Genomic DNA, 23325 nt, shown 5'->3' with positions numbered 1-23325 from the left:
AATAGTAAGGTTGTAATTTGGTAGCAATCAGCTAAGATCTTATTCATATCCTAATCTTCTTTGGTGACTTATTAGCCATAAATACGGCATTGTACCTCTCCCCCATTATATTCAATAAATCTCTCTCTTTTTTTTACAGCTATATTTTCAAAGTCTACAAATGTGATTGGATATATCCTTCCAACCCATTATCACAGCAGTAAACATAACAACCCTTCATTCCTCTAGTCATTAGTGTCTTATATGTATTACGAACAAGCTCCACAATTGGATCTGCTTGTCCTTTTTTAGGTTTAGCTGGTTTTGCTCCTTTATCTTTAAACGCTCCCCGCCTAACAATGATCTGATTGGATTCTTCATCATAACCGAGGTCGTTTCCAATAATCACGCCGACATAATCCATCTCCAGACCTTGTACGGTGTGAATACATCCGATTTGGTTTGAACATACAGGATGAATTGCCCAATCAATCCGATTAGGATCGTTCCATGGCAGGGCAAACTTGTGCTCTTCAATTACTACATCATCGGGAAGCTTACCGTTAACCATGGTTTTATTCCAATCCCATTCGTAACCAGCTAATAGCCTGCCGCCACGGTGATCAACGATTTCTTCTTTTAATTGGTGCGGGCTTGAAATCACTTTAAAATCAAAGTCGCCTTCAAGTTTCATCGGTTCTTTTCTATTTGAAAGGATATTTTCTAACCAGGAGATGTAATTTCCAGATCCTGAGCAGCGGTATTGTGATTCCAATTCGATTGTGGGAATGTCGGCCCCAAATCGAGTCGCTTCCTTTTCAATTTCCTTTACACTTCCAATGTCTTTTTTAGAGATCATTTGTAAATCATCCACAAAAAATACACTTACCCTTGAGGACCGAATGATTTGGGTAACTTGGTTTTCCCCTTCGATTTTTTTTTCATATGGCCATGCTCTTTTAATCTATGGGCTTCATCACATATAAGGACATCAAAGTAATTTTCTGGTACGTGCACATAAGAAGCCGAACCTTTAAACAGGTCTCTTACTTCCACATGGCCAGAAGTTCCGATTAGCTTTTTCCTAAGTACTTCCCTAAATGCTTGATTAGGGGTTATATATTCGACATATGCTTTCTTGGTAAGCATATAGCTCATTACATTTAATCCAATCACTGATTTCCCTGTTCCTGGACCACCTTTTATGATGATTACATTCTTTTGGTCGGTTTGTTCAACAAATTGGTTGTATTTACTAACTACCTTCTCATATGCTACCTTTTGTTCATCTAATAGTACAAACTCTTCATTCCCCTTGAGCAATGACCCAACAGTTTCAACTAATTTTTTTGAAGGTCGAATCTTCCCCTTTTCAATTGATTCCGCTATTTCTTTACCATTTCCTCTTGAAACCAACTTTCGGATCTTTTTAGCTAATTCACTGTCACCGAATTGGAAGTATAAAGGTGATTCCTTGAGATAACTGTTGTACCTTTTATCCAATAACGGCTCTCCAATGCTAGCCATAATATAGTTATGTAAATAAGCAAAAGAATGAAGTTGAATAGATGAAGACTCACTGTATAAAGATTCATTGAAATTCTGTAAATATCGCTTATAGGATGATGCTTGGTAGGAAGGATGAACCGTTTCCCGTTCTCTGCCCCCCAAATAAGTCTGGTCAATTCCATCTCCTTCCAAAACCTTTGCTTTCTGCCACTGTTTCAATTCAATGATGACTGCATTTTTCTTGCCTTGGTCATCCTGTCCAGCAACAAGGAAATCAATCCTATTTTCGCGGAGGAAGCTTGTATTCTAACAATACATGTGTATCCTCTTTTATATCTGTATCCCTAATTACCTTTACCATTTGTGGAAGAGAATTTTCCCAAGATTTTAATTCACTTCCAGAAATCACTTTATTCATCTTCGTGAGGATATTTTTCTTAAGAACATATCCAATTTTATTTTCATAAATATGGTTCAAACAGTTTGAAGAGGTTTCATTGAAGATGATCATTTTCTTGTTACCTCATTTTGGATCACCGGTTATTTCACTGCATTTTTCTCCAGTTTTTTGGAGACTTCATCTTCTAGATTAATCTCCATTTTATCAGCAAGCTGAACAAGATAGATTAAAATATCAGCCATTTCTACCCTTTATATTTTGTTTTGATTCTAAAATGGCTTCTTCACTTGTTCTCCATTGGAAGTTCTCAAGTAACTCACTTGCTTCTAAGGAAATGGAAATGGCCAAATCCTTTTCTTTGTGAAATTCTCTCCAGCCTCGGTCATCCCGGAAGGCTACTACTTTTGATATTAAATCTTTCATTCTGCTCTCTCCTATGTGTATATAGAAATACTTTTACTATTTTACCTAATTTTAACACTTGTGTTCAATTTTTCCACTAACCACAGCATATGATTTCTTTTTAACGAGATGGTAATATAAACAAAAAAGTTCTTCCTTCCCTTTGTCTAAATAGTAAATAATCCTCAACTCGACAAAAAATCCCCTTCTTAAAAGAAAGGGTTTATTATTCATTATTATCTTATGGCAGATGCTGCCATTCTTATATATGTATGTCTTTTACCTCTTACAGTAATCGAAAGGGTTTGAATATTTTCAGGAAGTGCCATACCAGAATAACCAGCATCCCCGATATGAAAAATATCTACTCCTGCTCTTTTAGAGCTTAAAGCGATGGCGCGAATAGTTTCTTCATCTGCTCCTTCTTGGCTGGTGCCAATTGCAGCGAGTGTTAATGCCCCTTCGTTTTTAACGTTTTCTATTGCATGAGCAAGAGTTTCCTCCCGAACACCAGGGACTGTTCCTGGAGCGGGGAATAGAATAACATCTGCTCCTGCTTCTGCAAAGCGAGAAAATGCATCTAAATCAAACATGCTCCCTGCCGTTCCAGCATTATGCATTTTGCCCGCTATGATAAGCCCACCAAAATGTTTATTCGCCAATGTAATTGCCTGTTCAATTTTCTCATTGGTTACCCCTGATTTTGAATTACCAGTTAAGCAAATAAAATCACACCCCAATTGCTTTGCCATCGCTAATGAATTTTCAGTTGCTGTACGTCCTTCCGGCAATGAATGCAAATTCTCTAAAGCATTGGCATTGGGATCAACTGGTTCAAGGTTAATGCCGACTGGCAGACCGGTTAGTTCTTTTATTTTTTGTATAATATTTTCATCTACTTCACTGCCTGCTGTACTTGGTTGAAATATGCTGGATGACTCTATCCCATTTACTACAGGGTTCATCACATTGAACATATTCAGTAATATCATATCCGCTCCGAATGCCTTCATCACTTCCGGGTTGGATACCTCTGGAAGTAAAGGTTGTGATGTCACTACGGTTTCAGCCAAAATCGTTCTTCCTTCTGCTGCACGTATTGCCTGTTTTAATTCTTCTCTACCCATTTGCCGAAAATCAGAACCTCTACAATCTAATATCCTTTTCATTTCATACACCTCTTTTATATATTTCCATTCTGCTATCTAGTGTTTTTACAGGCGATCATGTCTATTGCATTTATTACACCCCTGTAAGTGTTATGTATTAATGATCATACATCTATTCTACACCAAAATGACTTCCAGCATTTAGTGGTCACTATTTTTTCAATTCAAGCCTCCTTGTAGTATACAAAAATAGTATCAGACATCTTCTAATTTTTTGGATGGAGCCTGGCACAAATTAATCCTTCTATCTGCTTGTATTTACAATACCGTTCATATAACCCAGTGATGGTATCGAGATTTGCTGTACGAATTATTTGACTAGAAGTCTTTACTATATTGTATTTTCTTACTTTCATTTTTTATACCATATTGGTTTACGCACTCCTTATTCATCTGTCTTCAACGGTCTACCGAAAATAAACAAAAAACCGCACGAGTGAAAAACTCACTGTACGGGTTAAATCTGTAATAGTGTCAACATTTTTGGGACCGCCTAGAATCGAACCCAGCAGACCTGGCACGCAGGTCTCAAGTAGTTTTGAAGACTGTGGAGCTGCCTTCATAGCCAAGAAATTCGTAAGCCCCCAATCAAACAACGCATATAAACACGCAGCGCCTCTTGGTACTATGAATGTATCAATTTAAGGGAGGTGCTTTCATATGCCACAACAAAAACTAACCATTGTCTATTCGGAGTTCCCATTCCTTTTGAAAATCCATTATTTCCATTAAAAAACCTCCTCATGTATTTCCTTGAGGAGATTATGACATAAGATGGAGATTTATAGCTAGGTGGGAAGAATTTGACGCTTACGTTAAGAAAAGTTAGACTAAATGGTCACTTTTAATATCCATTGCTGTAAAATAAAAATCAAAAAGGGGAAAAAATGAAAAAGTTAAAATTGAAGTATGAAGCAGTAGTATACGGATTATATCCCATGGAAAACGATTATAGTGTGGACGAGTTCGTTTTCAAACAAAAACAAATAGACTTAACGAAATACGAAGAAGCATTTAATGCTAATCCATATTTCGCAAATCCTAATCTCTTCTCTTGGTGTATGCAATTTAATGGCGATGAAAAACATTATTATTGTTGCTTTGAAAATGATAATCCAATTGAAATTGAGGTTTCAAATAATATTGGGGCATCAAAAAATCGTATAAAAAAATACGTTGAAAAGAACCTTAATGAATTATTTAACAAAGTCCTATACCTTGAAAAAGTACTTAGATTGGTAACAAACCTTGATATTTTTATCCCAGTAATAAAACTTGAGGTTTACGATGAAGAAATGGACTTTATAGAAAAGTTCTTTTTTATGCAAAATTTCTCGCCATTGAACCATACTTCTAGGTTTTCAAAAAATAACTTGGAATTACAATCAGATAGACTAAGATTGCATATACGTTGGGATTTAATGACAGAAATGATGAGTACAAATAAAGATTATAGTCGTGCCCTAGAGTATTTTAATCATTCTTTTTCTGTTAATAACATCCCAGTAAAACTTTTATGTCTATTCGCATCACTTGAATCGTTATTTAATTACGACAAAGAGAAAATTGCTGAAAAAGTTTCAACTTATACAAGTAAGTTAATTTTTGATAAAGATAAGAAAGATGAAATCTATTCAAGAATAAAAAAATTGTATGATGAACGTTCGAAGTATATTCACGGACAAAGAACAGATAGAATAACATACGCCTTATATGAGGAACTTAAAGAATTCGTGAGAGTTGTTCTCTTAAATTATTGGTTTGTATCAATGTACAATGAAGTAAAAAATAATAGGCAAATGATTAGTTTTCTAGATGAAGAGAAGCCTCTAAACACGAATACACAACTTGCTATTCTAGCAATAAGGGAAACGGATTACACTAAATTTTATTCAGATGTAAGAGAGAAACTTGAGAGTGGTGTTACAGATATTCTTTAAATTTATTGCAATCCCCAAAAAGGATTGCTTTTTTATTTAAACAGTAAGCCCGAATTATAAAAATGCGCACCTTCCGGTACGCATTACAAATAGCCGTAAATTCTGATTTTATTGATCGAATTACGGCTTATTTTATTTATTTTTTGCATTCTGTCTGAATCATTTTTGACCAGGGCAAGTATTGATCTGAAATCTCAGGGTTTTGATGGATGCTGAGATTTGGTAGATCCGTAAATAGTTTCTTTATGTACTCATAGAAATCAACGCTGTTACTTTTGGCTGTTTCTGCGATACTCAAACAGATGGCATTCGATCCTGCACCAGCTTTACTAACCGAAAATAACCAGTTTTTGCGCCCTAGAATATTTGGTCGGATGGCATTTTCTGCTGGATTATTATCGATTTCTATGCGCCCATCATTCAAGAATGCTCTGAGTCCATTTACCCTGTTCAATGTGTATTCAGCTGTCTTTGCCAGGGTATTTTTACCCAAGAATGGTGAAGTTTCAACCCATTCTAGGAATTTATCAACTATTGGCTTCGAATATTTTTGGCGTTTCTTTCGTCGCTTACTCGGAGTCAAATGTTTAAATTTCCTTTCGAGTCGATATAAATCATCACAAAAGTTCACACCAATTCGGCCATTTTTGCTGTCTGCTTTCAACCAATAACGACGAACATGGGCGAAACAATTTGCGAAGGAAACACCTTTTAACTTATCATAGGCAGAATAACCATCACAAATAATCGTTCCAGAAAAACCTTCTATGAAACTTTCAAGGACTGACCGAGCCCGTGATAAAGCGCTTTGAAAGAGTGTTATTGGAGGACCTTGGCACGGAACACTTCGATCACCCAATTATAGGCATTGGTTTGACCAGATTTTCCGTCGGATCGGTTAATAATTTGCCCATAAGTTTCGTCGACATGTAAAAGGGATTTAGTCATCATCAACTCTTTCATCCGTTCGTAAATCGGTAATAGCCAATCGTGTGATGCGCGAATGACCCAGTTTGAAAGGTTCTTATCATTGGTATTTAGACCATAGCGTTCCCATTCCTTTACCTGGCGGTAAAGAGGTAAGTATTGAACAAATTTATCATAGATAACTTTGGCAAGAACGCTAGGGCTTGCACTGCTACGTTGAATTGCTGGTTACGTTGCTTTTCCACGTTTAATTTGCGCCTGCTTTGATGAATCACCCTTACAGTCCTGGCATCCAAAGGCATGCTCAATATGCTGCACTTTCACCATTTTTGCAAGAATAATTTTTGCTTCTTCTCGTACAATTGTGCTGCCAATTTCTATCATTTGGCCTTGGCAACAGTCGCATACCTTATCTTCTGGATAATGGTGAACGACTTCAATTTCGACTCCATCATGTAATGAGTCGTTTCTCTTTTTCTTTTGAATACTTCGTACAACAGTATATGAAATCATCTGCTGGCTTTGTTCTACTGTGTGCTCAGTTTCGCCAAAAGACGAGTCACCCTCAAATAAAGATGCTTGTCCGTCAGGTGTGTTGTATTTTGACTTTTCCGTTTTCGATCCATATAAAAGCTTTGTTAAATGGCGAACTTGCTCAGTTAACGCTTCGATCTGTTTCGATAAGCCTGTGTTTTGTTGTTTCATATAAGCCAATTGTTCTTCAAGAAGTTGAATGACTTTTTCGTTATTAGAAGAAGCGTTCCCCAATTTATTCACCACTTGCCGTTCGTATTCGTGCTGTCTATTATAACATGTTGAATAGCTGAAAATAGAGAGTTTTTTTGTAATGGGTCCTGCCTTAAAACACTCCTTTTAATGATGGTTGAATCGCTTTTGGTTGCTCAATTGATAAGCCTTCTAGTAACCAACGAATCTCTTTTTGCGATAGATTACGCACTGCATTTTCATCTTTAGGCCATTGAAGTTTTCCGTTATCTAAACGCTTATAAAGCATGGCGAATCCATCACCATCAAAATACAAGCATTTATATCGGTCTTTACTCCATCCGGAAAATAGAAAAATAGAATCGCTGTATGGATCAAGTTCGAAAGAATCTTGAATTAGTGATGCCAGGCCATCAATCCCTTTTCTCATATCCGTTTTACCACAAATAATGTAAATATTTTTTACACTTGTATAATCGTGCTTCATTGATTTTTCAGCTCCCTCATGACGGTTTGGATGATGTGCTCATCAACGCCATTGAAGAAGGAAATTTCAACGTTGCCGGTTTTGATCATGCAAGTAGGATTTGAGGAAGGCACTGCTGGAACTTTCGAGGTAGTATTTTCGATTTCGGTATGTAATGTAACGGGTACAATTGTTAGTTGCCGTTTTGGCATATGAAAGCACCTTCTTAAATTGATAAGTTGATCATACCAGGAGATGCTGCGGTTTTATATGCGTTGTTTGACTACGGGCTTACAGAAATTCAATCAAATCAAGTGTTTCAGCTGTGTAGTCACTTGGTTTCACTATCAAGACCTACAGAGCATTACAGTCTCAATGTTAAGTTATTTGATTAAATTTCAATGGATTTTCAAATAATAGCCTTATAAAAAGAAAAACAGCCCAAGGGACTGTTTATTGAAAACGAATAAAATCCTTCTTTTATTTAAAATTTATCTCATTCTCTCGTAAATTTAACATTTACTATCAAGTAACAAATTTTTGAACAAAAATGGTTTCCTCGTATATCTCCATATGAAATTAAAAAGCTAACGTAAAAGTGTGTCAAACATATCATCTATTAATTCAGTTGAATCACCCGAAGGTCCATCATAATCAAAATGTCTATCATCATCATAATCGGGTTCATAATCTGGTTCTTCAGAGACATATTCTTGAATCTTTTCAATGTATTGCTCTAAATCTAAATTAAAGGTTTCTTGAAATCCATATATAGAATCCATTAATGAGTAATAATCATAACTTGTATCCTCTTCTGCAAATTCAATCTCCCATTGTATTAATTTTCGTAAAGTTAAATGAAAATTTACTTTTTCATCTAATTTTTTGTAAAAAGAGGGGATACTTATTTTTATTTCCGATAATAGTTCAACTTCATAAAATTCTTCTATATTTTCCACTATCTCAGTAAGCATTAATAAAATCTCTTTATCCTCTAATACACCTATCAATTCGGGAATTATTTTTATTAAAATTTCTTTATCATTGTAGTTTAGCTTATATAGGTTCCTTAACGTTTTAACTTCTCTTACCACTAATTCACGAATATTACTAGTAATATTAATATTAAAGAATTCAACCAATTTTTTAATCCAATCTAAATTAACATCATCTGACTTTTTTAAAGTAGAATATTTTTCAATTATTATATCAGAAAAAATTTTAACCATCCTATCATCAAGGAAAATTTTACCTTCTTTTTCTCTAATTGAGAAAACCTTAATCATATTATCAAAATCAAGACAACTCCTCCAAAATGAGATAAATATTTCCGGTCTATTTTGCAGATATTTAAACATAAAATCCCTTATAGATGGGTTTTGAAACCCAGCTTTAATCCCTGTGACTTTTGATGGATTTGTCTTTGAAAATTCACGAAGTATTGTAATAAATGTATTTTCTAACTCTCCTAATCCGTTCGAATAATCATCTTCTCTGTAGGGTAAAGTAATTTCCAAGCAATAATTTCTATAATACTCATTTAATCTTTCTACAGAAAAAGATTGTCCTACAAGTGTTAATATATATAAAATATATCTAGATTGTTCACTTATTTGGTGTTTTAGTGCGTGTTCCCAAATATTAATAGGATTGTTTAATGCCTCTAAAAACCTATCCACATAATCTTCAGGACTGATAAGAGTATTGAGTTGTTTTGTCATAGCTTCAATAACTCGTGGATTGTAATTCCTATGATTAATAATTTTCATGTAATTTCTGTCCATTAATAAAGCTGTAATGTATAGAGGAGTAATTTCAGAAAAATATAAGTGGTTATACAATATTTTAGCTTTTACAAAGTTGGTATATTGTTTAACATCTACTACATGTTTTGTAAGTTCAATCTGCTCTCTATTAAGAACTTCGTACTTCATCCTAGCTTGATTGAGAATATACTCTCTAGTAGTCATAATAAACTTTTTTTCATTATTTCCATTCCGTTTAATCTTCTCAATAAAAGAAATTAACCTCTTATCCTCATTTTTATCTAATTTATCTTCCAAGAAATTACTACCTAAAAAATCATCATAATAAAAAACCTGTTTTTTTCCGTTTTGGAAAACAGATTCAGCTTCATCAATATCTCTTGAGACACTCACAATCTCATAATCTTTGATAGATAACTCCAATATTAACATCTTTGCCAAGGTTGTTTTTCCAACACCTGGTATTCCAGATAGAATCACAGTATTTCTCTCTTTTAGAATTTTACGAGCCTCTACCAAACTTTCATTTTCTACATAAAGTTGTATATCTTTTTTTATCTCTACTTCTGTAAACTCAGACCTGTTCATGATATTATTATGAATCATCTTTTCCATAATGCTTACATTTGATAACCATAGTTTAAAATGTCTCTTCTCAACATCAGGATGGCTATCTAACAAATCATCGAAATCATCTTTTCCAAAAATATCATTGGGTGTCTTGATATACCCCTTAAAAATTCTCTGGATTTCAGACTTATTAACTGCTGAAAGAGGAACTGATGTAGTAACTATGTATCTACTTGGATTTAGTTTTATAACTTTTTCCACTTCATCTTCTAAAGTTTTTCTTAAACTTGTATAGTTTTTATATCTTTTACACTGAACTATTAATGCCTCCTCTTTATTTTGATAGTGTCTTAAATCGATACCCCCATCCTTACCAGGTTTAAATCGTTCTAATTCTATTTGTAAATGTTTCTCTAAAAGGTCATGTGATAATTTTTCAAATTCATCTGGTGATAAAACTCCATAATCGTATGCCATACTAAAACCTCCTATACTTTAATTAGTAGCCATTGACAATATTCGAGTAAATTTTTATCTTTTAATACTAATTTTATCCATTTTTATCAATACTGTCTATTCAAAAAAAGGGGAATAAATTATCTGGGTGAATGCAGTAAAACAAAAAAGTGCTGTTAGTCTCGCTAACAGCTTTCGTAAAAATAAAATTTTATTAACCTCTAATTCTCTTACTTCAGACTTAACAAGCTTAGCTTTTACTTACTTAGAAATTTAATGTATTCAATGGATTTTTCCTATCATTTTACTCTCGCAAATCATTTCCCCACATCGCCATATACTTCATCGTTACAGCAATGTTTTGGTGTCTCAAAAGCTTTTGAATTTTTACAAACACAATATCACTCAAAGTCCCTTAATGTTTTTGTAAAAACTTTGATAACCTGCTAATTCCTTGAATAACTTATCTGTAATCGGAATGGTATCTTCCTTCTGCTCTTTCAGAAAACAGAAGTGATTTGATTGACAAAATCAATATCTGACCTCTGTAGATTTATGATTTCTCCTCTTATAATACCCGTTACAAGGATATTGACTTTCATCATGTAATCACGATAAGCAACATAACTCTTTTCTAGTTGCTTAAACCGTCTATAGAAGTTCAACATTTGACGTATTTGTTCTTCGGTAAAAACATCAATCTTAACATTCTTTTTTGCTTTTTATTCGTTATGCAGGATGTATTTAATGACTTCACATTCGACCTTAGAAATGCTCGGATTCTTAAAATTTTTTGTTGATTGTCCTCGCTCGCTTTTTTGCCACACTCTTGGCATTTTAAAAGATATTGTTACATTATTTAAAGTGACAGTTTCGACGTTTACAACCTCATTCTGGACGCTATAATACACAAATTCACCAAGCAGTGTTTGGTCTTTTCTAATGTTTATATATTTTGTGTTTTTGCAACATCCCTCTTCTAAAAAATCTTGATACCCAAATTTCAACAACATAAATAGACTACATACTAGTTTAGTAAAGGAGGTATAACGGGAGAAAATATCTCCCATATGACAGGAGGCTTTACTTAAATTCGTTTTTCAATGGACTGAAGGAATTGTGTTGACGTTTAATGTCCATATTCGTCATTTGAATGTCTGAATGACCAAGTATTTTCTGTAAGCTAAAAGGGTCTCCACCGTTCATAATGTAGAGCAAAGCTCCAGTGTGTCTCAAAACGTGTGGACGAACAGTTTTTTTTATTCCAGCAATTCCAGCGACTTCATGGAGACTTGTTCTCCAAGTTTTCGACAACATTTCGCGTCCGTCATATGTGAGGAACAACGTGTCTTCATTAAAGTCCTCTGACTCGTTCATGTATTCCTTCAAGAGCTTCAAAGACTTTGTTGAAAGAGGAACCTCACGAGCTTTTCTGGTCTTTGTGTTCATGGCTTCTAGTTTAATTGTCCCAGTTTTGTGGTCAACATTCGAACGCTTCATTGCAAGTAATTCTGATATTCTACCCATTGTATCCAACAAGACCATGACCATGACTTTGTCTCTGTAACCAACAAAAGTGTTATCGTTAAAGGAGCTCAACAATGTCTTTATTTCAGCAACAGACAGAGCTTCAATTGTGTCTACAGCTGTCTTAATTGGCTTGAAGCGTTCATGAACGGGTTCTCCAATCAGTTCCTCAATGTAACACCAACAGAGGAACGCTCTCATTGTTCTTACTCGAATGTTTACAGTAGTTGGTTGAAGACACTTATCATTCAACATGAAATCAACCCAATCAAGAAACAATTCAAGTGTCATTTGCTCCCTTGATAAGTCTTGACCTAGATAATCTTGTAACCACTGAAAGTGTATTCTATATTCCTCAATTGTGCGAGGTGCTAAACCTTCTGACTGTTTTAACCACATAAACCGTTCAAACATCTCACACATTGTAAAGCTTTCAGTGACAGTTCTCGTCGTTACAACTCTACCATGTTTTCTTACATTTTAACGCATGCAAAAAACCTCCAAATATAATAATTTGAAGGCTCTGAACACACACAGTTTTAGCTTCTCGGTCACACACAGTCTCGTTCAAAATGAACACAAGACTGTGGAGGTAAGGAGTTTAGTGATTGATTGAAAATGTTATTTTGGTGGGACTGCGTGGGAATCGAACCCAGCTGACCTGGCACGCAGGTCTCAAGCATTTTTGTAGTTTGCTGTCACCTGCTTTTCTAGTATCTTGATGTACCCTCAAGTACTGATAAATCAAGTTTTCTTGTTTTTTAATGTTTCCTTGTGATTTGTAATTCTAAAAAAAGTGGCACCAAGCATGGCACCACTTAGACCTTTACATATAACTTGAAATCCGCAATTTAAATTAATTTTACTCCGTGGCGCTCAAATGCTGCCGCTTCTAGTATAGACATACCTTGTTCCTCGGCAGCCTTAGCCACTTTATCCGAAACTTGTGGTGCAAGATTCGCAGGAGCAGCATAGGACATTTCCCTTGCACGTGCAGAGTTTCTGCGTTGGAATGGTCCCCAAATGGCAAAGGTTTGACCTGGTTCTTGAATATTAACAAACAGCGTGTTTCCATTAGGCGAGAAGGTTGGTCCTGCCAATTCTGATCCACTTTGACGGTTCGCAGCAAAAGGATAGACTTTTCCTTCAGGGGTAATTCCCATAAGTCGATCTTGCCCTGAACCATCTTCTGCGTACCAAAGGTCACCCCATGGAGTCATGCAGATATTATCTGGATATTCCATTTCTCGTGCATCATTTCCCTCATAGAAAAGCTCCAATGTATTCGTGTGAGGAACATAACGGTATAGGCGCCCAAGTTTTTTCTCACCGGCAGAGGTGTCATCGAACCAGAAAACACCCTCTTGGAAGAACGCTCCTTCTAATCTACTGAACTCAATACAGTTTTGTGCCTTGGCTTCTTCGCGGCACAGATGAGGATCTACTTCTTTCCAAACGATCTCAAATTTTTGTCCTGTTTTAAAGGTACTAGCTGCTGGACGTTGTACCGCTTCAATAGCCGCCGCATAAAGCTTTCCGCCTTTATGTAATGCACCTGGCACCTGGCTAGTGTCAGTTGGGATAAAACGGTAAAGGTAACTTGGGCTTGCATCTTCAGTTAAGTATACATATCCTGTCGCTGGGTCAATTGCACAGGCTTCGTGAGAAAAGCGACCCATTTCCTTGATTGGAGTTCTGGACATTTCGTTTTCCGGCTGGTTCGGATCTACTTCAAATACATATCCGTGTGTTGCGGAACGTGTTTCTTCACAAGTCAACCAAGTACCCCAAGGTGTCGCTCCGCCAGCACAATTTCGAATCGTACCAGAAGAGGTTACATATTCATCGATCACTTCTCGGTTTGCCCCTACAACCAAAGCTGTTGTACCACCTTTGGCTTCGGCATCATAAGGATTGCTACCAAATGCTGCACCTGCCCCTAATTCATGGTTACGAACAAGAATGGTCGTATTCTTAGGACCCTCGAAAGCTGCCATTCCATCAAAGGCTCCTGGGATTTTTGTCCCGTTTGACATCAGATCTCCCTCTTTAGAGATAAGTTTGTAATGAAACCCTTGTGGAAGATCGAGAATTCCATTTGGATCCGGAACCAAAGGACCATAACCGCCAAAACCGCTGGTAGGATTATTAGTACTATCCGCAAATGCTTTCGAACCGAGTGCTAGCACACCAGTTGATCCAAGAGTAAGAGCAAGTGTGCTCATTCCTCCTGCTTTTAAAAAGTCTCTTCTGTTGAAGCCATTTTTAGAAGTTTCATTATTCATAGACTATCTCTCCTCATTATGTAAATTTTGAATCTACTAATAGATTAATGGAGAAGTTTTAAGAGAAGATAGGTTTTGCGTAAATATTCAGTAAACTATGATAAAGTATTGTAAATAGTAGAAATGATTATACATAGGCTAATGCGGTAAAAGACACGATGATACTTACGATTTACTTTTCGCAAAAAAAATAGCCCCCTATGAATAATCATATGCGACTAAGTGTAATATCTTTGAAATTCATTTTCTGCCCTAGATATTTAAAAACTAACATCAATGTGTTTTCAGTCAATTGTTTGTTATCTCTTTTTACAAAAACAAAATCACTCAAAGTCCCCCAATGTTGTTTGTAAAAACTTTGATATCCCACTAACTCCTTAGACAACTTCTGTTATCAGAATTGTATCTTTCCTTCTGCTTTTTCCAAAAACCGAAATTGCGTTGAGATTCTATTAATACTTGCTCTTCTTGATAAATTAAATCGATTATTCTCATAGTCCTCAACTCCAACTAAACGTTCTTAAGATTCCTCAATTCATTTCTCCACTCTTTTACAAGAGTCGTTACATTCCTATATTCATCATTTGAAGACGGCAACAAAACAATTATTATCAGAGTAACTATATTCATTAAGAAAGAAACTTCAAGATAAAATGTAAGTTGCATAGCTAGTTCACGGCTGAACCCCATCAAAAGAAAAAACACAGCATTGGCCATAGTTAGCGGTTTTAACCCAATAATTAATAGAACTAAAATCCAGAATGATATTTTCCGGAACTTTTTGCTTCCTAAAAAATTATCATAAGACATCGCTCTTGCAACAATTGCGGAAACTAGACTAACCACAAGAAATACTCCCATTATTCCCTTAAGACTTTCTAATGGATTTATTACATCAAAAAAATAATAAAAAGCACCTGCTAGAGCAATATGAGGAAGTACTAAAATAGCGAATGACAGGTATCCTCTTGATATTGCAAAATTATTATACTGAGGCTTTGTAAAATCCCTCCATAACGCGAAGTTAGTATTAATAATAATCATAAAGATATAGACTATTCCAAAGATAATGCCCGCTAACCCTATTTCGTTTAAGTACTTGTATCCGATTAGCAAGAATGGAACAAGAGTAAAAAAATAATTAAGAGCAATGGCTGTGCTACAGCTCATTGCTTCTTCATTACCCATTCCTGCATTTAATTTTTCTTTATCAATTGCCCTTGAAATTGAAAAGACAAAGCTAAAAGATGAAAAAACCGATAACACCGTGTAGTATAAATAGTCATTATTAAGTGAACTAGAACTGCTTACTGCAGGGGGTAATTGTTTAATGATTAAGAATATACCTACTATATGGACTCCCAACATAATAAAAGTGAAGATTGGCTTTATTGACTGAGGACTTTTTCCGTACAGAAATATAAATAGTAGCTGACCGAACTTTTTTCCAAAGTAAAATTGTAAGGCCTCTAGTATATTGGCTGAATTAAGTAAACTTGTAACATGTAATAGTTTATCAAGTGGGGACAATATTCGTAGAAATGTTAACCCTAAAAAAATTAAAATTAAAAAGTAGAATATTATTCCGAAACTATTCGCAATATTTGAGTTTTTTATAGATTCCAAAATTAATAATACAAGTGCTAACGAAATTCCTGTGGGAATATAGTGCTGCAACGTACCCGGAATCCTAATTTTATTAATTAAAACCGTTGTTCCTAGATAAATAAAAAGAAGTCCTACAAATACCACTATCTGGATAAAGAAGTCTTCAAAGTGTAACTGAAGCCCTCCCTTAATTATTAACGGATATGATGCAAGAAGAACAATAATCGCCGCTGTACTTTCTGTACTTGATATTACCTTATCACTAAAAGAAAATACTTTATCGAAAAATCTAAGAATAAGCATAACAACAATAAAAATAAACACTACTGTATACATCGCATCCGTCGATTGCGAGATCATAAATACTGCTAGTACAATGCCAAACAAATAACCCGATATTATATATTTTCCAATATTAACAAATAGAATAAACGCCAATACTACAATGGTTGCAACAATTGGCTTTAACGGTTGTTCATATGCTATCGCTAATAACCCCAGAATAACAGAAGCAATAGATAGCTTAAGTAATTTATCGACAACAACCATATAGTTAGTATTAAATAAATTTGTTTTTTCGAGTATCCAAGTAACCCCTCGACTTAAAAAGGGGACAAGCGGAATAACGAGAACCTTTGTTCCTAACTGAAAAATACCGATTAGAGGAATAACAATAATTGCCACTATTGCTGACAATAAGAGAAACATCTTTGAGCCCTTACGAATAATTCTATTAGGATGACGATTAATCAAGATAAAAAATGGAAGCAACAGTATAGGAAGAATGAAGCCCATATTAGCCACTGATATTGACATTATAGTCCCCCTGTCTAGTATTTGAAGATTTGCATATCTGTGTTAACACTTCTCTCTTTATTTTTCTACAAAATTCTCCAAAATCCTTTATCTAGCAATAAATAAAAGTCAAGCTCAGTAATAACTAGTCCCTAATCGATGGTGAAAGAGGATGACAGTATTAATCCTAAACTAATTTATCTTTTTAAAAAAAGGTTAAATCCGTAGAAGGATTAACTTAAAAATCTAGCCTAATTAACTCCCCCCTTCAACAAGGAAATCTACATCATTGTTTAACAGATCCTATAATAAATTTGTCTATATTATATGGAAAATCACAAATTAGAACAATCCTTATTTTATCAGGGTTTAGCTGTTTTTATTGACTAAAGATAAAATACCTTTATATATGTTTCGTAGTCAAATTTAATGACTAGGTACCGACCACTTAAAACCAATAGAACAAATACAGCGATTGCATATGATCGTAATCCTTATATCTCCGAGTATGTGAAAAGGTTAGCCAATGGGGTATCCTAGTTATGTGAAAAGGAAGCTCCTTTTGAAGACACTAATGGTGGTCTCGAAAATCATCATGTAGACAGGTTATCTAATGGTGGCAAAGATACTATTGAAAATTTGGTACTGCATTTGTCCAAATTGCCATTGAAAAATGCACTATTTAATTTTGCCTGAGGATGTCAAGAAGCTAAAAGCTGCTGCTAAAAAAATACTGAAATATAAATAAGGCCGAGGTCGGCCTTTCTTTATTATCTAAGCTTTAACCCTGGTTTCCCATGCATTTAAAAAGACCTTTTCTACCCATATTCCCTTTAGGTCCTCATCCAGCTGATTTGAAAAAAATTCGTGAACTGCTCGATCTTTTTAACCATTTTAATATACCTATCATCATAGCCATACCAAACCTGAATCATATCCTTCGAGTCAATCCCCACAAAAGGTCTCGAATGAATGTAGAAAAGCCTGGACTTCAGTTACAATTCCCCTCTCAGCAGTTGTCTCTCTTTCTATATAATTGAATCCATTGATTATCTTCATGATAGTTATTATTTTATCGTATTCTAAAAGTTGAATAATAAAAACTGTAACAATATCCCTTGAAGCCCCTATTCTTTCTGTATAGGAATGATCCGATTTAGAATAATTAACCTTTGGGCATGATTTTACAAGCTTTTCACGTTGATCTTCGTCACCATTAACTAATGTTTTGATAACCATTTTAAAACGTTCATCAGCACTTAATTTCGGGTACATTTTCTCATTCATTTTTTTTATAGCATTAATACTAGCTTTAACACTCACCTATTTGCCCCTCCCTTCCAATCTTTGCACCACTTCCTTGATTTGGTCCAGTTCTTTTTGCAATTCTCCCATTTCCATACTTTTTAAAGTTGTGTTTGATAGAGCATTAATTGCTTTTGCTTTCTCATTTTTAATTACGAAAACTTACCATGTATTTCTCCGATCATACATTTTGATAATATTTAAGAAAAATAAAAAGAGTGACTATATTAGCCACTCTCCAAACGATGTTCATTTATTCATTAACATAACCTCTACTGTGTCTGGTCTTTTTTCATGTAACCTAATCTAACTATTCTGTGAAGTTAATTATAAGGCATTAGTACTCTACTATTAATCCAACTAATCTTACCCGTTAGCTTGAGTACATTTTTTCACGAACTTTATTTCATCTTAACGTATATATCCAATTGACCTCGCTATCATTTACGAGATATGAGCAGTTTCTAAACCTATACCTTCGCTTAACCCTGTGATTAATACAACTTTTTCTCATCCAACAATTTAAGAAGAAGTTAATTTAATGAATTCTTCTACATCTTTTACACATAATTCCATTCCTTTTTTCCAGAATTCCTCTGAAGTAATATCTTCTCCTAAATGTTTCATAACTAAATTTTCGACAGTCATACTTCCTGAATCACGAAGTAAGGCTAAATAATCTTTCTCAAAATCTTTTCCTTTTTCCTTTGCCTTTGCATAAATGCCTAATGCAAATAAATACCCAAAAGTATATGGGAAATTGTAAAAAGGCGATTGTGTAATATAGTAGTGTGGCGTCCAAACCCAAGAATAAATTGAAGGTTGTTCTAGGGAACCAGCATATGCCTCATTTATTGATTCTTCCATTAACTGATTTAGTCGATCGGCTGAAACAATACCTTCATTACGTTCCTTGTAAAATCTCTGCTCGAATAAGAACCTCGAATGAATATTCATAAAGTTCATTACACTGCGTTTTAATTTTTCATCCAGTATAAATAGTTTTTCTTCTTTTGAGTTTGCCTTTTTCATAGCCGCATCAAAAATAATCATTTCTGCGAAGGTTGAAGCGGTTTCAGCAATACATAACGGATAACGCTTATTCAACCCATTAACAGACTTCATGGCATGATTATGGAAAGCATGCCCCAGTTCATGAACAAGTGTTAACACATTTAAAAAAGTACCGCTGAATGTCATAAAAACTCTTGATTCACCTGTAAGTGGAAAACCAGCACAAAATGGAATAGCCGATTTATTTGGACGATCTTCGGCTTCTATCCAGCCTTCATTGAAAGCTTGCTTAACGAAGCCTTCTAATTCAGTTCCAAACTGACTAAAATGTTCGGTAATAAGTGTAGCAGCTTCCTCGAATGTTATTTCTTGCTTACTTTTTGTAACGGGAGCCCAAAAGTTATAAGCCTTCATACTAGATCCGCCTATCATTTCAGCTTTACGCTTCAAGTAATTCGAGAAAGGTTGTTTATATTTACTGATCACTGTCCACATCGTATTCAGCGTTTCTTCTTTCATTCTGTTCTTTTTCAAAGGATCTTCTATTGCACTTTTTAACCCGCGTTTGTTATTTACTTGTAAACGAAAGCCAGCAATGTGATTGATTATTTTACTGAATAATTCTTCTTTCTCTTTCCATATAGTTTCTAATACATAATGAGCTTCCTTACGAACTTCTTCATTAGGATGCGACCGCAAGTTAATGGCTTGTCCTACTGATAAATTTTCATCTTTTCCATTAATAAGAATCTTTACGTTAATACTACTTACTAGATCATGATAGAATTGTCCCCAAGCATGGTACCCATCAACCATTAAATCAGAGATTAAATTTAGCTCCTCTTCCGACAAATTCTTATCTGCTTGTTCACGCCATTCGTTTAGAATAAATCTATATTCTTTTAATAGTTCGGTTTTTAGTAAAATACCCCAAACATCTTCCTTTGTATAGGTAAATATCTTCTTTACTTTCGTTAATTCTTTTTCAAAACGAGATTCATTTTGAGCAATTTTGCCTCGTAATATTGTAGCATCTTGATCCTTTGGATTTTGAGCAAGGAGACAAGCGATAAACGAAGTAGCTTGCGATAAGTACATGCGAATGTTTCCGATGTTTTCTATTACATGTACCAATTTGGTTACTTCATTTGTTGAAAGTGGGGTAATAATTGAAGCAACACTACCTTCAAGTTCATGTATAAGATCTTCTAATCGATCAATATGATCCAAAAATTGACCTGATTTGCTTCCCCCCATAAAAACCTTATCTAGATTCCACACTTTAGAATAGCTTAAATTCTCCATTCGTTACCTCCCCTAATATGTATACTTCACAATAACGAACATATATTCCCATCATAACATATTTTAGAGTTAAAACATTCCTTCAATAAAAAGAGACATTGATTTTTTTTAAGATCAATGTCTCTTTTTCAACTCTACATTTATTCAAATTATTTCTTCTCTATTGACCGAATGAACATTCCATATAATTTCATATAGGAAAGTTCCCTTAACAATCCGTAGTCACTCCATCAAATAGGAGTTACTGCATCTCTTTTTATTGTTCAATCCAATAAAATTTATTTTTGATATGTTTTGCGGTGGAGTAATATCAATGCGAAAACAGTTTCCAATGCCCTTCAGAGACAACTTCGACCTCTCCGTCGCTCACTTTGATGGCGGTTTGATCATCCATCGCATACGCCGGCCCCTGCATCTCGGCGGCCCATCTCTCTGCATTAGCCATCGTGTTATGCGGCAGCATCTCGTGATCCAAATGCGGGAACATTGCAAAATCGACAAGTCCCAGCGTTTCATCACCACCGTTGGGTGGAGTCCAGCCAACGAAGAAGTCCCCGATGTTAGGTGACATCACCATGCTCCCAGCACTCATTCCCACATAGACTGCGTTCAGCGACGGCAAGAGGTCTGCCAGCCCGGATTGCCGCATCCAATGGCACAGATAGAGGGCGTCGCCGCCAGACACCAGCAGGACGTCCGTCTCCCGGACCAGTGGGATCCAGCGGTCTTCGTCGATGCTTGGCAGCGCTGTGAGCTCCAACACGCCGACGGACTTCCATCCCAGGTCGACCATGGGATTCTCTTCTTTTCCGCTGATGAACTCCCAGGCTTTGACGCCGGGACCGACCCAGGGGTGTCCGTACATCGCGGTGGGGATGCACAGGGCGTTGGAGTCGGCGATTGGCTTGCCCAGCATATCAACCAGCGCGTCATGTATGCTTTTGTTATTGATGCCTGCAGATGTAAGTAGTAATTTCATAATCTCAACTCCTTGTCGTTACAAGCTACTATTTTTTAGTATATTCTGAAAGGCAAGAACTTTTAAGTAAAACATATACTCGATATCACACTGCTTAAACCTTTTTGATCAGTAGCTAAATGCAAAATGAACATAATGGCGTACAAACTCATTTTATCCTATTATTTCATTTTCCTATTCTCAACGGTAACCCCTTTTTCAGTGTGCGGAAATCTTAAAAACTATTTTCTAGGATTATACTCAATGTTTATATATTTATACGATTAATATAACAACATAAATAGAGTGCTTAAAACCTTTGAAGCTTTAGCACTCTATTTGTAATGTTATTTTTCTCAAAAATTGAACTACTTACTTTCATCGGTCCGAGCTAAAAATGTCTCTATGCCAAAATCCCCTCAATTTTTTCAATAACCTCACTCGTAAGTTCAATTGCAACGGCTTTGACATTTTCTTCTACTTGGCTTGGTCTACTTGCACCAATTAATGCGCTTGAAACATTTGGCTGGCGTAAAATCCATGCTAACGCAAGGCTAGGTAGAGTGATTTCTAATTCCTTAGCAATCTTCTCTAACTGTTCCACCTTGTTAAAGGTATTCTCCGTCAACATACCCTTCATGAAGTTGTTGATTTCTGCATTTGAGGCACGGCTATCCTCTGGAATGGTATTTCCCTTATATTTTCCTGTTAAAATCCCCTGAGCGAGTGGTGAAAAGACCACCTGTCCGATTCCATGCTTTGAACTCACTGGAATAACTTCCTTTTCAATATAGCGGTTTAACATGTTATATACAGGCTGGTTCACGACAATTCGATCTAAAAGGAATTTATCAGCCACACGGACTGCCTCTTCAATCTGAGCCGCACTCCATTCACTTACACCAGCATAAAGAATCTTCCCTTGACGAATTAAATCATCAATGGCTCTCAACGTTTCTTCCACTGGCGTTTCTTGATCATAGCGGTGACAGTAAAAAATATCAACATAATCTAAGTTCATTCGCTTCAAGCTCGCATTGGCTTGTTCAATCACATGCTTCCTCGACAATCCGCGATCATTCGGACCTTCACCCATTGGCCAGAACGCTTTTGTCGTAATGACATAGGATTCACGTGGATATTCCTTTAAAGCCCCAGCTATAACTCGTTCACCTTCACCACGCTCGTAAACATTAGCAGAATCAAAGAAGTTAATCCCTAGCTCATATGCTTTATGTATTGTTTTCTCAGCAGTGTTATCTTCAACCGTTTTCCCGTAAGTTAACCAGCTTCCTAAACTAATTTCACTTACCTTTAACCCACTATTCCCTAAACGTCTGTACTTCATCGAAATCATACCTCCCTGATAATTAGAAAAGGACCTTCAGATAAACTATATAAAATTTAGACTATTTTTACAATTATGAAATACTGCAGGATTGGGTTAATTGATGGAGAAAGACCCTATAAATCAAGAAAATAAATCTGGTTTTTCTTTTAGTAAATGATTTAGCAAGTCTGTCATTTTAACTGTGTCACATACTCTTACGGTTGCATCGCCAAATTGTCCTTTGTACATAACTTGATTTTTCAGAAAAATATCTTCAACTCGTTCGTATTTTTCAGAGGTGTGACCAATATGTCTTCTTTGCGGTATGGGAATTTCCGTTTTATCCGGTAATATTGTGTAAAGCATTTCGTGATCATCGGTCAATCGACCTGGTATATCAAGCCATTCCTCGACTCCATGAATATATGTACATCTTCGTAAATCGACTCCTATTAACAAGATGGCTGCCTTTTGATCGAGTAATTTCCCCCAACTCGATTCGCGTGCACAAGGTGTGTCGAATTGTTCATTTCCCGCAATAAATTCATGTGCTTCTTTTCCCAGGGCAGCTACCGAATGCGTTGGATGCCATGAGCGAACAACACCCGGACGTTTTCGAAAAAGTTCCGTTAATAATCCAACACAAGATGGTGAGTCATTAACATAAAATCGAGGATTCTCCGCATTAATATACGACCATGTATGGGTAGGAAAAACTAAAAGACCATTTTTCATATATTCTGAAAGTGCATCAAGGACAGTATCCACCCCACCCTCTACTTGTCCAATACTTTTCATTGATGAATGAACAAGTAATGATCCATTTTCGTCGATTCCCAATTCTTTCAGATGATTTAATAAATCTTTTTTCTTGTACATCACATTCAA

14 protein-coding genes and 4 pseudogenes are annotated in these 23325 nt (G+C 35.6%); 2 read left to right on the top strand and 16 right to left on the bottom strand.

Annotated features, from left to right (window positions below):
* Window positions 1–154 precede the first annotated feature (154 nt).
* The 4 genes and pseudogenes from TR08_RS18405 to TR08_RS18395 all read right to left on the bottom strand — a co-directional run bounded on the left by TR08_RS18405 (window position 155) and on the right by TR08_RS18395 (window position 3459).
* Window positions 155–1506: pseudogene (locus TR08_RS18405) on the bottom strand (DNA/RNA helicase domain-containing protein).
* A gap of 262 nt (window positions 1507–1768) precedes the next feature.
* Complete coding sequence (locus TR08_RS33285; protein WP_238579181.1) at window positions 1769–1999, bottom strand: hypothetical protein; 231 nt, start codon at window positions 1997–1999, stop codon at window positions 1769–1771.
* Between the two features lie 29 nt (window positions 2000–2028).
* A pseudogene (locus tag TR08_RS18400) lies at window positions 2029–2311 on the bottom strand (nucleotide pyrophosphohydrolase).
* A 215-nt stretch (window positions 2312–2526) separates the two neighbouring features.
* Complete coding sequence (locus TR08_RS18395) at window positions 2527–3459, bottom strand: DUF7916 family protein (protein ID WP_045520637.1); 933 nt, start codon at window positions 3457–3459, stop codon at window positions 2527–2529.
* An 887-nt stretch (window positions 3460–4346) separates the two neighbouring features.
* Here TR08_RS18395 and TR08_RS18390 point away from each other — a divergent pair.
* Window positions 4347–5399 (top strand): HEPN domain-containing protein, encoded by a 1053-nt coding sequence (locus TR08_RS18390; RefSeq protein WP_045520635.1) that lies wholly within the window; start codon window positions 4347–4349, stop codon window positions 5397–5399.
* A 136-nt stretch (window positions 5400–5535) separates the two neighbouring features.
* On the opposite strand, the pseudogene tnpC reads toward TR08_RS18390, so the two are convergent.
* The 7 genes and pseudogenes from tnpC to TR08_RS18350 all read right to left on the bottom strand — a co-directional run bounded on the left by tnpC (window position 5536) and on the right by TR08_RS18350 (window position 16546).
* A pseudogene (gene tnpC, locus TR08_RS34195) lies at window positions 5536–7094 on the bottom strand (IS66 family transposase).
* 91 nt (window positions 7095–7185) lie between these two features.
* Entirely contained in the window at window positions 7186–7539 is a 354-nt protein-coding gene (tnpB, locus tag TR08_RS18380) for an IS66 family insertion sequence element accessory protein TnpB (RefSeq protein WP_045520634.1), read from the bottom strand.
* Window positions 7536–7730, bottom strand: coding sequence for a hypothetical protein (locus TR08_RS18375; RefSeq protein ID WP_045520633.1), 195 nt, complete (start codon window positions 7728–7730; stop codon window positions 7536–7538). Before TR08_RS18375 ends, tnpB begins: the two co-directional genes overlap by 4 nt.
* 375 nt (window positions 7731–8105) lie before the next feature.
* A complete protein-coding gene (locus TR08_RS30380) occupies window positions 8106–10331 on the bottom strand; it encodes a restriction endonuclease (protein ID WP_052427517.1) in 2226 nt (741 codons plus the stop codon).
* Window positions 10332–11393: 1062 nt separating this feature from the next.
* The gene (locus TR08_RS18360) at window positions 11394–12260 is read right to left on the bottom strand and encodes a tyrosine-type recombinase/integrase (protein WP_152597457.1); all 867 of its coding nucleotides are present in this window, start codon (window positions 12258–12260) and stop codon (window positions 11394–11396) included.
* A 428-nt stretch (window positions 12261–12688) separates the two neighbouring features.
* A complete protein-coding gene (locus TR08_RS18355; protein ID WP_045520629.1) occupies window positions 12689–14122 on the bottom strand; it encodes an alkaline phosphatase PhoX in 1434 nt (477 codons plus the stop codon).
* Between the two features lie 510 nt (window positions 14123–14632).
* Window positions 14633–16546, bottom strand: coding sequence for a hypothetical protein (locus tag TR08_RS18350; RefSeq protein ID WP_045520628.1), 1914 nt, complete (start codon window positions 16544–16546; stop codon window positions 14633–14635).
* 552 nt (window positions 16547–17098) lie between these two features.
* Here TR08_RS18350 and TR08_RS34005 point away from each other — a divergent pair.
* Window positions 17099–17221 (top strand): annotated as a pseudogene (locus tag TR08_RS34005) (hypothetical protein); the annotation flags it as partial.
* A gap of 249 nt (window positions 17222–17470) precedes the next feature.
* On the opposite strand, the gene TR08_RS18345 reads toward TR08_RS34005, so the two are convergent.
* From TR08_RS18345 to TR08_RS18325, 5 genes are all read right to left on the bottom strand, one after another.
* Entirely contained in the window at window positions 17471–17848 is a 378-nt protein-coding gene (locus TR08_RS18345; RefSeq protein WP_045520627.1) for a hypothetical protein, read from the bottom strand.
* 504 nt (window positions 17849–18352) lie between these two features.
* On the bottom strand, window positions 18353–20149 hold the full coding sequence (locus TR08_RS18340; protein ID WP_045520625.1) for a M3 family oligoendopeptidase: 1797 nt from the start codon (window positions 20147–20149) through the stop codon (window positions 18353–18355).
* A 310-nt stretch (window positions 20150–20459) separates the two neighbouring features.
* Entirely contained in the window at window positions 20460–21128 is a 669-nt protein-coding gene (locus TR08_RS18335; RefSeq protein ID WP_045520623.1) for a Type 1 glutamine amidotransferase-like domain-containing protein, read from the bottom strand.
* Window positions 21129–21510: 382 nt separating this feature from the next.
* Window positions 21511–22455, bottom strand: coding sequence for an aldo/keto reductase family protein (locus TR08_RS18330; protein WP_045520621.1), 945 nt, complete (start codon window positions 22453–22455; stop codon window positions 21511–21513).
* A 123-nt stretch (window positions 22456–22578) separates the two neighbouring features.
* The gene (locus TR08_RS18325; RefSeq protein ID WP_045520619.1) at window positions 22579–23316 is read right to left on the bottom strand and encodes an AAC(3) family N-acetyltransferase; all 738 of its coding nucleotides are present in this window, start codon (window positions 23314–23316) and stop codon (window positions 22579–22581) included.
* Window positions 23317–23325: the final 9 nt, after the last annotated feature.

The organism is Neobacillus niacini (assembly GCF_000759675.1).
GTDB lineage: Bacteria > Bacillota > Bacilli > Bacillales > Cytobacillaceae > Neobacillus > Neobacillus niacini_A.
The sequence above is the reverse complement of the archived record's forward strand: the minus strand, read 5'-3'. Positions and strand labels throughout refer to the sequence as shown.